Source organism: Methylicorpusculum sp. (assembly GCF_030651835.1).
Taxonomy (GTDB): Bacteria; Pseudomonadota; Gammaproteobacteria; order Methylococcales; family Methylomonadaceae; genus Methylicorpusculum.
Window position 1 is genome coordinate 1 of the sequence record NZ_JAUSBX010000154.1, and the last position, 9,784, is coordinate 9,784.

Annotated in this window: 11 protein-coding genes; 5 read left to right on the forward strand and 6 right to left on the reverse strand. The window is 39.9% G+C overall.

Annotated elements, in window-relative coordinates; all coding sequences use genetic code 11:
* Positions 1 to 540 precede the first annotated feature (540 nt).
* Positions 541 to 816, reverse strand: coding sequence for a hypothetical protein (locus tag Q7V32_RS19800; RefSeq protein ID WP_304898696.1), 276 nt, complete (start codon positions 814 to 816; stop codon positions 541 to 543).
* 173 nt (positions 817 to 989) lie between these two features.
* On the opposite strand from Q7V32_RS19800, the gene Q7V32_RS19805 reads away from it, so the two are divergent.
* The 5 genes from Q7V32_RS19805 (at position 990) to Q7V32_RS19825 (ending at position 5,809) form a co-directional block, all read left to right on the forward strand.
* On the forward strand, positions 990 to 2,108 hold the full coding sequence (locus Q7V32_RS19805) for a helix-turn-helix transcriptional regulator (protein ID WP_304898697.1): 1,119 nt from the start codon (positions 990 to 992) through the stop codon (positions 2,106 to 2,108).
* A 533-nt stretch (positions 2,109 to 2,641) separates the two neighbouring features.
* Positions 2,642 to 3,856 (forward strand): NYN domain-containing protein, encoded by a 1,215-nt coding sequence (locus Q7V32_RS19810; protein WP_304898698.1) that lies wholly within the window; start codon positions 2,642 to 2,644, stop codon positions 3,854 to 3,856.
* A gap of 91 nt (positions 3,857 to 3,947) precedes the next feature.
* Positions 3,948 to 4,568 (forward strand): transposase, encoded by a 621-nt coding sequence (locus Q7V32_RS19815; RefSeq protein ID WP_304898699.1) that lies wholly within the window; start codon positions 3,948 to 3,950, stop codon positions 4,566 to 4,568.
* A 460-nt stretch (positions 4,569 to 5,028) separates the two neighbouring features.
* Positions 5,029 to 5,490 (forward strand): helix-turn-helix domain-containing protein, encoded by a 462-nt coding sequence (locus Q7V32_RS19820; RefSeq protein ID WP_304898700.1) that lies wholly within the window; start codon positions 5,029 to 5,031, stop codon positions 5,488 to 5,490.
* A gap of 118 nt (positions 5,491 to 5,608) precedes the next feature.
* Positions 5,609 to 5,809, forward strand: a complete 201-nt coding sequence (locus tag Q7V32_RS19825; protein ID WP_304898701.1) for a hypothetical protein — start codon at positions 5,609 to 5,611, stop codon at positions 5,807 to 5,809.
* 67 nt (positions 5,810 to 5,876) lie between these two features.
* Here the strand turns inward: Q7V32_RS19825 and Q7V32_RS19830 are convergent, their stop codons facing one another.
* From Q7V32_RS19830 to Q7V32_RS19850, 5 genes are all read right to left on the reverse strand, one after another.
* Positions 5,877 to 6,077 (reverse strand): hypothetical protein, encoded by a 201-nt coding sequence (locus tag Q7V32_RS19830; protein ID WP_304898702.1) that lies wholly within the window; start codon positions 6,075 to 6,077, stop codon positions 5,877 to 5,879.
* Positions 6,078 to 6,267: 190 nt separating this feature from the next.
* Complete coding sequence (locus tag Q7V32_RS19835) at positions 6,268 to 6,624, reverse strand: hypothetical protein (RefSeq protein WP_304898703.1); 357 nt, start codon at positions 6,622 to 6,624, stop codon at positions 6,268 to 6,270.
* Positions 6,625 to 7,170: 546 nt separating this feature from the next.
* The gene (locus tag Q7V32_RS19840; RefSeq protein WP_304898704.1) at positions 7,171 to 8,412 is read right to left on the reverse strand and encodes a hypothetical protein; all 1,242 of its coding nucleotides are present in this window, start codon (positions 8,410 to 8,412) and stop codon (positions 7,171 to 7,173) included.
* 83 nt (positions 8,413 to 8,495) lie between these two features.
* Positions 8,496 to 8,816 carry a DUF6794 domain-containing protein gene (locus Q7V32_RS19845; protein ID WP_304898705.1) on the reverse strand — a complete coding sequence of 107 codons (321 nt, stop codon included), beginning with the start codon at positions 8,814 to 8,816 and terminating at the stop codon, positions 8,496 to 8,498.
* Between the two features lie 95 nt (positions 8,817 to 8,911).
* Positions 8,912 to 9,430, reverse strand: coding sequence for a hypothetical protein (locus tag Q7V32_RS19850; RefSeq protein ID WP_304898706.1), 519 nt, complete (start codon positions 9,428 to 9,430; stop codon positions 8,912 to 8,914).
* Between the last annotated feature and the right edge of the window lie 354 nt (positions 9,431 to 9,784).

Below are 9,784 nucleotides of genomic sequence, written 5' to 3' on the forward strand. Positions count from 1 at the left end.
AAGGGGGATTAGCAAGATAAGAGGCCAGTTTATACGTAAAAAGTTACAAAACTCCGGCATAACATATAAATATTCGAATATTCTAATGCTTTTTCGAAAAAATAATCCTTCTCTCTATGCTATTCTCGGACAGGCTCCTAGTCTGTTTGCTTCATGTGTAGTATCAAGAAAAGTAACCTCACGGGTACATCGATTCATAGTCGTTTCATTTGTTATCCCCCAAATTCTATCCATGGCTAAATTATTCCCCTCATCGTGAACGACAAATTGAAGGCGTGACACTATCTTGGGGTTATCATGAAAAAATGAAACTGTTTTTGGTCTATTGGTGCCAGATTCAAACTCCTAACAAGTTAAATTCACCCCGATTGAAACACACCTGGATTATGCTCAATATAATCTATAAAGTTACTGGCTTTTAGAGGGTAAAGCGGTTTATCACATTTCTTTTCCTGAGCAGAAAAGGTAGTTCCTGATAAAACCATCATCAATATAGTAGTAAAAAACCCAATATGCTTTTAAACATTGTTTTGCATTCCTTTAATTATCACAACCTTGTCTGCAAATTCTACGATCTTCTCTTTCGTCATCTAAGCAAGCGACTGGATCGTTCACGGAAGAGTCAGAGCAAAAGGTTTTCATAATCGTATATTGGCTATCGCAACCATCTAAACAAATTGTTCTTAAGTGTCTTGATGTTTGCTCATAATGTTTTTCTAGGTAGTTAGTACTCTCATCACTCTCTGCTGCAAAGACGCAAGGCGTAGCCAAAACATGCGGAAGAAGAACCAATAAAAAATATGAACGTATTTTCATTCATGTCACCTTTTAATTAAATTGTATTTCTCAACGACGAGGAATGTGAAGATCATTCCTAATCAGGTCGATTTTAAATTTTGATTTAACGACAGCTCCATCTTAAAATCGACATCGGGTCAATCGCATCACCCATATGGGTGATGAATAAAATTGCGTTTTGGGGCAACTTCATGTCTGAAGAATCATTGGATCACGTTATTAACGCCCTATATGAAGCTGTTCTCGAGCCCGATAAATGGCAAGAGGCTGTCGGTTTGTGTGGTCAATTTGCTGGGGGTATTGATGCGCAAATGTTAACCATCGACAAAATTCAAAATCGAGTGCTCTTTGCCGTGATAGCCGGAGAGGCCTTTCCTTTGCAATTTAATCTCGATTATGAGCAGCACTATGTCAAGATAGATCCACATGTAACTCTGCTGCGTAACGCGAAAGTCCATGAGTGGAATTTTTGCCAGCGAACGATATTCCCCGGTGTAGTCAATAGGAGTGAGTTTTATCAGGATTTTTTACTGCCCCGAGGCCTTGGCTACGCGCTGCTGGCGGTGGTCGACGAAGATGAAAGTAGCATGACGTCTTTTGTTGCCATGCGGTCAAATGAGATGCGACCCTTCGATTCCGACAATAAAATGGACGCGTTACGATTTAGTTCGCATCTGCAACGAGCAATACGGATGCAGCAAAAAATGACAGGTTTGCTAAACCAGGTCGACTTAGGTGCTATGGCTATTGATGCATTGTCCGTGGCGATATTGATAGTGGATGATTCAGGCAGAATTTTGCATCTCAATCAGAAAACGGAAGAGTTGTTTAAAGCCCCTGCCTCCGGTCTAAAAAGCCGTTTTGGATGCATCACGACTACTGAGCAAAACCAAAAGCACAAATTGAACAAATTGATTTTCGATGCTACTCGAACGCCTGCCGTCGGAGGAGCTATGGAATTGGGTTTAGCCGAACCAAGACATCTTTATGTAATACCGTTGTCTGCCAGTTCTCCATTTATCCGAGATTGGCAAAGACCCCTTGCTTTAGTTGTAGTGACCGATAATCGAAACAATTTGTCAGCACTGACCTTAACAGGACGACTTTATAATTTAACTCAAGCTGAATTGCGAGTTGCGTCTGCACTCTTGGCTGGTGATTCACCAGAAGAATACGCGTTAGAATTCGGTGTAAAGCTAAATACGGTTCGAACTCAGCTTAAAAGTTTGTTTTCAAAAACGGGAACGCGCAGGCAATCGGAATTAGTGGCTGTTTTAGGTCGAACGCCTCCGTTAAAAAACGGCGATTAAATTCATTGTTATTGATTTGTTTTTCATCTGTTCAGGCCTGAAGATTTAACAAAAAGAGTTGTTCAGGTCTTTCAATCGGAACGGGAGTTCATAGCTATTACCATTACAAACAGTGGGTCACATGCTTTTTGAAAGATGCGTAGTAAAGTAAACAAGGCCATAAATCCAGATGCTAAGATCATAGTTACGCTTTTTTCCTTTCAGTAGGAACATTCAACAGCAGGTATCAAGCTTTCAAGTGTCATTAGCCTGTAATTATTGATGGATCGCTATAATGGCCGAACTAGCTCTGTCAGAATGGAAGGAGCAAAAACACCCCTTATGCAGTCAGTCGATTCTACCGTTTCAATGGTAGCTATTTGAACATTGTCCGTCATTTATACTGATCACTGATGATATCTGTGATCACTTAACACCATTAAAACTTGGTCTATTATTGCTATCAGAAACTGAATTAATCAAAACGAATATGCTCATTCGGTTCACTAACTTTATCTTCTATACTAACTTTTAAATAAACACGGAAAGTGAGCATGCAAACTTCGGATCGTGTAGGCATCTTTGTAGACGTTGAAAACTTAACCCAATGGATAAAACAGGACGGACTCGAGCAATTGATAGAAGAACTAACTTCAATGGGGACTATCATAGTCAGAAGGGCTTACGCCAAGTGGACTGAGCCAAACGTTATGCCACATCAAAACATTTTAAATCGCCTCGGATTCGAGCTGATCCACACTTTCCATCCTGTTGGAGGCAAAAATGCGGCCGACATACAGATTGTAGTGGACGTGATGGAATACGCTTGGCGCGATTCCGACCTACGATGGATAACTTTAGCTACTGGCGATTCTGATTTCAGTCCTTTGTTCAGGAGACTAAGAGAGATGGGGCGTCAGGTTATTGGTGCTGGCCCTCGATCGGCGCTCAGCGAATCAGTCAAAAGCTCATGCTCACGCTTTATCTATTTGGATAGAGAAAAACAAATTGAAAAAGCAGACGACGCTACTCGGGTTTCAGTGTTTGACGATGCAGCAGATTTATTAGAAAAAGCACTGGCTACTTTTGACGAACCCGCCGTTTGTTCGGCATTGAAGGCACGGATGACAAATATAGACAGTGCTTTTGATGAAAAACAATTAGGCTTCAAAGGATTCAATGATTTTGTCAAACAAGTGGATACTGTGAAATTAAGTTATAGCGGGAAAGCTTGGTTAGTTACTTTTAAGTCTAACGAACCAATTTCTCCAGTTCACGCAGCTAAAATTCCAGAAGAGTATGATACTTCAAATCTTATTGATCGCTACCGCTCAATATTGAGGAGTAAAGGTTGGCGTTCAGTACCTCTTTCAGCAGTCGAAGAATGCTATCAACGATTATTGGGTGTCGGCGCTATGACTCGTCCCGATATGGCAGAGCTAATTATTTCATCTGGAACCCCAACAAAACTGACCTCTGCCGATGTAAAAAAAGTAACTAGTATGTTTTTCAAAGCGAACTTATTAGTAAAAATCGATAATCAACATGGCCCAGATGGTGAAGAAAACTACTGGATATTGAAATCAATACCGTTAGAACAGGTAGTGTACGCAATTGATCGTGCGATGATCTCTCGTTTGATATCAGGTTTACAAGAAGCCGCTATGCCATTAAAGAAGGAATTTACCCCTGCATTATTGTTGAAAAATAGATCAATGCAGGAACTTGATAAACTGATTAATGAAGCTAAACAGGTCGTACGTCAATAAGAGAGGGCGAGGGTAATCATTTATCGGAACCAATGATCGGCAGTTTAACGTCCATCTGTGAACGCCTAAAAAAATCGATATTACTCAGCAAATGACCGTTCCCTTTTATATTCTGGCCCAACCTAAACACTTCTTGGGATTTTCCAGTATCAGTGTTCAAATTAATCAGAATACGCACTTGTCAGACGGCTATCGGGAATCGAAGGCCTCTTGGCTGAGTGTCTTACAGGATATTCAAGCACGTGGCTCACAGGAAGCGCCGAAACTGGCCACGGGTGACTGCGCAGTGGGTTTTTGGGGAGCATCAACTATGGCTTGGCCGACGACACAGCATCAACGTTGCTGGGTGCACAAGATGGCGAATGTATTGGCGGCGCTGCCTGATTCGACGCAAGGCAAGGCCAAAGGTGGGATGAAAGAGATATGGATGGCAGAAACTAAAGCCCAGGCCCATAAAGCCTTTGGCACGTTTTTGCTCGACTTTGAAGCCAAGTATCCCAAGGCGGTGGGTGTGTTGGAAAAAGACCGGGAGTCATTGCTGGCTTTTTATGACTTTCCCGCCGAGCATTGGATACACATTCGCACGACCAACCCGATCGAATCCAGCTTTGCCAAGATTAGCCATCGGACCACGCGCACTAAAAACTGCGTTTCGCGCAGTACCTTGATGGGGTTGGTGTTTCAATTTGCGCTGACGGCCGAGAAGAGTTAGCGCAAGATACAGGGTTTTAAACGAATACCGGAAGTGATTGAGGGTATCCGTTTCCAGGACGGCATTGCCATTATCACGGAGGCAGAGAAAAAAGAAGAAACACAGCAGATGGCCGCCTAATTCAAATGGGTCATACACCATATTTGACTATAGCTCCGATTCTCAATGAAATCGAAACTGGCCGATATGGCTCCGCCACCATTTCAGACATTCATAATCTATTGAGGATTTTAAGCGTCAATCTGACCGTGGCAAGGTCATAAGCTTCTGAAAACTTAGCGCATACTGTTTCGTTTATTTCGATTGTGCATAATGGTCTGTGACTTTTTTCATACGGATTAGTGGAATACAAGCTATTTCCAATCATGAAAATCATACAAAACGACCTACGCATTCAAAATAGCTGAAAAATAGATGTCTAACGACTGATAAGCGCAAACTGACAAGACTAGAGAAAACAATGAATACTAAAGAAAGTCCAGGCCTTCCTACGGATGCCGAAGTTTCGTTAGCAAAGGAAAGCAGCCGATTGCTCTCCTTGTACTTGAGCACTCAAGAAGAATCGCAATCGATCAGAGTTATTGACCAAGCAGGTGAACATGAAGCGGTCAGAATTCCCACCGCCGCATTTCGCTTGTTGATCGATGTGTTGTCCGAAATGGCTCAAGGCAATGCAGTCAGTATGATTCCTGTGCATGCGGAACTCACCACACAAGAGGCGGCTGACATGCTCAACGTTTCCCGTCCGCATCTGATCAAATTTCTCGACAGCGGCGTGATTCCTTTTCACAAAGTAGGCACCCATCGTCGTGTGCGTTATCTCCATTTGGTAGATTACAAAGCGAAGGTCGATTCGGAACGATTAGCAGCGTTGGAAGAACTGTCAGCCCAGGCACAAGAACTCAATATGGGTTATTATTAAACAACCACCTAATTTAGCAGGTGGTTGTTTAGTCGCTCGGCAAAAATGCGGATGAGTTTTATATTGATGATAGAATTTTCCAAGCCGCAGAAATCGGTCGAATTCATGCGAAAGCAGCATGATTTTTGGCGAAGGTATTGTAAGTAATGTGCAGGTTACTGATCCATTAATGGTGGATTACCTGCATGACGAAATAGCTGATATGACAGATGATCTTAACCCAGGCGTCCGATTGCCTGAGTATGTTGCGTTAGCCGAGAAAGTAGCGAAGATGTCCACCGGCGAGAAATATGCGATCTTGGAAAAGATAAAACGATGACATGAGCGGTATCAATAAAAAACTAAAAAAGGGGTTGTGACGATCAATTTGTCGTCATATAAAATAATCACAACTCCTCTTCGTCGACCTCAAAAGATGCAAAATCCGGAACGCGATGCTGCATTGATGCAGGCCAATTAATCCGATCGGTCACCGTCAGATAGATTCTGATTTCTTCAGCCGTCAATTCCAGTTGCTGAAATTCAGCAGTGCCTATGACGGCGATACGCGCTGGGATAATTGACGAGACAGAATCACTTTGAGGCATCGGACTTCACATTGCCTTCATTAAGCGTCACGTTAAACCTTGCGATCCCGGATTATCATTAGGCGCAAACTACCGGGTTTGGAAAAGCGGGGAATTGCCGGTAATCTACTTGCATAATTTCATCCTGAATAGAGTTTTCTGCGTTGACAATGCCACTTATCGCGCTTTTCCCTCCGACAAGAAGCACTATCTAAACCTTCTTGTTAGTCGGGGTTAACGGTTTAGCCCATTCTACAAAGTCTAATGGTTTCGGAATATCCACTCCCGAGGTGCAATATTTAATAAGGTCATCTTTTGTGACATAGGCAACGCCGCTGATATTTAAAGGGATTGGTTTTTTTTGTTCCCGAAGATAGTCCCAAAGATTCGACGCTTCCTGATATGCGCTGTCGTAGTCCAGCACTTGGCCTGTGTTTTTTTTGAAATATTCAACTATTAAGGGGGCGAAGGTTTCCGCGAAGTCGTCCACGCTACCCATTTTTGCGGTTCTAAAGTCTCGCCTTAAATCAGGGTTTTTGTAGGTTAATCCTTCGTAAAGCTCTTTCATGGTTTTAATGCTCTAGTTTTATTTTAATCTTAAGATTTAACAAGGCAAAAAGCCAGAAAAAGAAGAGGTCAGGCAGCTTTGCCCCCCTTGCCCGTAAAGGTGAAGGCTTCGCCCCGAACACGAAAAGATTTCACACCTGTCCGCTTGTGGCCGTTCACCACTTTCTTAGTTGATATGAGCCAAAATCGGGATTAGGGAAAACAATACAGGTATATTGAATTGTATCATTGCAATCCCAAGCCCTCTAATGGTGTCTAACATCTGCCCAAATACCGGATACAAAAACCGTAAGGAATGGCAGTTTGTTTCCAGGTTTTGATCCAAAAGTTCTTCAGCCACTTTTTTCTGTCGCAGGTATTAATCAGAATCAAGCAACTTCAAAATTTTAAATTTCTGAAGCCGTTTGGAAGTTTCAATCTGTCATTTTGTTCAATAATCGCTCTCTAATGAGACAAAAGTTTGTATTAGAATTAGGATTGGATTGATAAGATAATTTTATTGCGCAACCGCCGAATGGTCATTTTGGCGGTATCAGTACACAAAATTTTAATTCTCGTAGTGATTCCTTAGTATTCGTATATTTTTTTGCTGATCTTTAGTAATATCTTTTACGTACATTTTTGGAGCATTTTCACGAGGATATATCATTTCAAGTATTTTTTCTTTTTCATATGATATTATGTTAGATGGAATACCTTTAATATTTCTATATACCCCATCGCATTTGATTTGTAAGTTTTCTTTTATTAGTGAATAAATATCTTCCCCATTAGGAATAGATATAATTATGTCATGTAATAAATTTAATCCAAGAAAAGTTATATACTGTTTTTTTACCTCATGAATTCTATCCTCATATTTCCAAAAATTTATTTCTTCATGTTTGCTTAAATGTTGATCATCTCTTGAATATTCATCATAATATTTATATTTATTTATATATTGAAAATCATAATCCTTATCTGTTTTCTCTATAAAAATCTGTTTATTTTGAAATAGTTGACATCCAAAAAAAACTATAGAAAATTTATCTAAGTCTATATTCGAGTCCCAGTATTCTTCATTTTTAAAGAATGACGTGCTATTATCTATCGACATTGATTTGATATGTAAAGAAATTATATCATACAATTTTTTTCCTTTATTTGCGTCAGAGTTGTCGGAAATATTATGGAAAGCACCCCACTGTCTTATTGCTTTTATTGTCTCATGCACGCTATTTTTACTTTTCTCTTCATAAAAAGAGCTTAAAATAGGGTCTGATTGAAGTAATATGAAAGAATTTTCAAGTCTTTTTAATTCCTCAAAATATGCACTGTTATTTAATTCTGATTTTACATAAATATAAAAACTAGAGTAAGCATCATCCCTTTCTTTATTATTACAATAGTCTTTTGTAAAATATGTCACTAAATCATCATAGGCACCGAAAAATGAATTTGATAAGTCAATTAGTCTGCTTATACTTATTGATATATCAGAAAAAACTTTGTAATAGTTTTCGTATTTATTTGAGAATATTATAATATTATCCCGTTTATACTCATTTTCAGTTATTTCATAAGCGACCTTGGCAAGGGTAAGAGCTAATAATGTGCCAGCAACAGCAATAGGTACGCCTATTACCGAATTAAATAAATCTGGAATATTAGAAGTAGAATCTATATTAATACCGTAAGGCATTGTCCCTTTTAGCTTTGCTAACTCTATGAAGAGATATATAAAGATAAGAACAGAAAGTAGAAATATAGTGGTTGTTTTTAACAAATTTTTTATTATTGAATTCATTTTATTTAAATTCTCGTTTTATTATATAACCTCTTTGGCAAATCAGCTGGCCATGCTTTTCTGCCCATTAAAATCATTGCATGTTAAATCTGTAACTCTTTCCATAACTTGCCAATAATCACTTCAGAAGCATCATCCGGATGAACAGAAAAGTATAAAGCTCCGGGATGTAGAGTCTGGTTACAGGAATCAAGCAGTTTGCTTCCTTGTTCGTGCAGCCCGAAAGCATTCCGGATCGTCGTGCCAAGATTAAAGTGCAAATCGATCAGACCTTCCTCCGGCATTACCGAAATAGCCAATTTTTCCTCACCGCTCAGTAATTCCATGAGCCGATCGACGGCTTCCGCAACTGTTTCTGGATACCTGGAATTGTCCTGCAAAAATGTTGGCCAGTTATTAGACATTTTAACTGGATGCCAGTAGGGAAGGGCGGTTGAGGGGTAATGTGACAAATTAAAGACAGGGTTATCCACAGATTTTGGGGATAACAACATGGCTTCTATTCAAATTCATCATGAATTGTTTTAGCATCTGACGAGACATCATTATTTAGCTCTATCCAGAGTTCGTTCAATAGCCTTTCGTAGTCTGTTCGCAACTTGCCAAATGAAACATTTCCTTTAATCATGGTCGAGAGAACACGCCTCATAGCTTTGTACTTCAGGGTTGATTGAATTGCTTGTTTAAAATATTCGTCCCATAACTCATGGAACTCGCTTACACCAGAGCTGGAAGAAATATTTAACTTATTTGTGCAAAACCATTCATCAAAACATTGGTACCAATACTGTTCAATGTTAGACCAGTTTGGATCGCTCGGGTGAATGTCCATGTCATGTTTAAAAAAGCGATCGGGTATGTTCTGGCGAATAACTAAATAACGACTCCTGAGTTCTAAATATAATTTTGCCTTGTCAACTTCCTTTATTCGTTGAGCATTGTTTTTAGACAAGAAGTAAGCGAACCATGCAGCGATTGCCGAAACTGTCCAAATAATTTCTTTGAATTCAATGTCCATAAAAATCACCCCCTAGAGAAGTTGGATTTAAGTTTAGACGGAACACATATCAGCAACACCACTAAACAAATGTTCACAATAAAAAGCGGCTTCAAAGTTGATTGATCTACTGTTTTTGCTTCGGTGTCATTGTTATCTATCCTTTTCTATCTGTGATAAAGGACATTATCATAGATAGGAAAGGTATAAAAATCGGAGTTGGGAATTTATAACAATTACGCCCCGATCACCCGGTTTGTGAGAGCAAGAATCAGTTGGTTGGAAAGGCTGCCGAATTTCACAAAGCCGTGATGGTGATAAAAGGATACTGCTTGATCATCCTTGGCATCCACCACAAGTGCGAAGACTGCCACT